At 34.4% G+C, this 1224-nt stretch carries 1 pseudogene; it reads left to right on the top strand.

Features of this window, described 5'->3' with window-relative positions:
- Window positions 1–158: 158 nt before the first annotated feature.
- A pseudogene (locus tag MZO40_RS16925) lies at window positions 159–352 on the top strand (transposase); the annotation flags it as partial.
- Window positions 353–1224 lie beyond the last annotated feature (872 nt).

The following is a 1224-nucleotide window of genomic DNA, read 5'->3' as shown; positions in this document are numbered from 1 at the left end:
ATAGGTTATACTAGACAAAAGATCAGCTCCTAAAAGATGGGTTTGTGGTAAACACCATTTTAAAGGAAGCTGATCTTTTTTGTCCGAACAGCGTTCGGATTAATTTTACAATCTACCATTCAGACGTTAATTTTCGATTTGATGTGGCAAGTAATTTAAACGCAACCGTGCAGGTTGCGAAGTGCAATGAGTTGCATCGATTCGAAGTCATGCCCCAACGTTGAGTAGTAGAACGATCCTTTAGTTGATTAGAGAATTGTCGGCGACTTTGGAAAATTGTGAGCGTCAATTAACCACCAATCTGCAAATGGTCGTTTTGGCGTTTTTAGCACTATTACTTAAAAGATTTTAGACATCCTCTTAAAACGAATAGACATCTGTTTTTGGACACCATATCGTAAAAATATGAAACAATGTTCAGGTGATGAGAGCTTATTAAAACACCAACGGCGTAGGATAGAGGATGTATTTTCACAATTATGTTGTTTATTTAATATCGAGCAAAATTCTGCACGATCATACATGGGTTTTCAAACACGTCTAAAACAATGTCTTTTTATTGGTACCTGGTTAAAAATTAACTAGCACCATGCGTATTACGTTATAATTCTAAATCTGATTAACTCTTGATTAAATGCATCTTTATCAATATCGTGAGGAACCCTAGCTATTATACCCATTGTTCAGCACTATACTCATAGTAAAATAATTTGAGGTTAACTAAAATTATACGCCCAGAGGTTTACCATCTACTATCGAGTGGGAATAGGATTGTAATGTAAGATAGAGTTGGAAGCGCGATATATCGGCATTTTGGCAGTGTTAAAACTTGACTAACTCATTAAAAATAACATGTTTGTTTGCCAAAATGTTTGCCATATAAAGAAAACATCCAGTATAACAACTGGGTGTTTTTATTTATGAAAGGTGTAAGGATAAGGTTGAAGGTTCGAATCTTTAGTCAGCACTAGATAGAGTCTAATTGCCTGCTATAACGGCATTTATGGTCGTTATAACAGGCTATTTTACGTTAAAAAACGTTATTTTTCATTTAATACAAGATTTAAAGCATGTTAAGAAGTAGTACATCACAGGAGAGCGTAAAATATCTTGTGTAAATGCATAAAAAATTTCTGAATTGTATAGAAATAGGGAATGCCTTCCCTTATGATATTTAGTAATCACAGAAAACATCACAGGAGGCATTCCCCATGAATGAACTTA

The organism is Lactiplantibacillus sp. B652, assembly GCF_023806745.1.
Taxonomy (GTDB): Bacteria; Bacillota; Bacilli; order Lactobacillales; family Lactobacillaceae; genus Lactiplantibacillus; species Lactiplantibacillus pentosus.
This window is presented reverse-complemented; position numbering and strand designations above follow the sequence as displayed.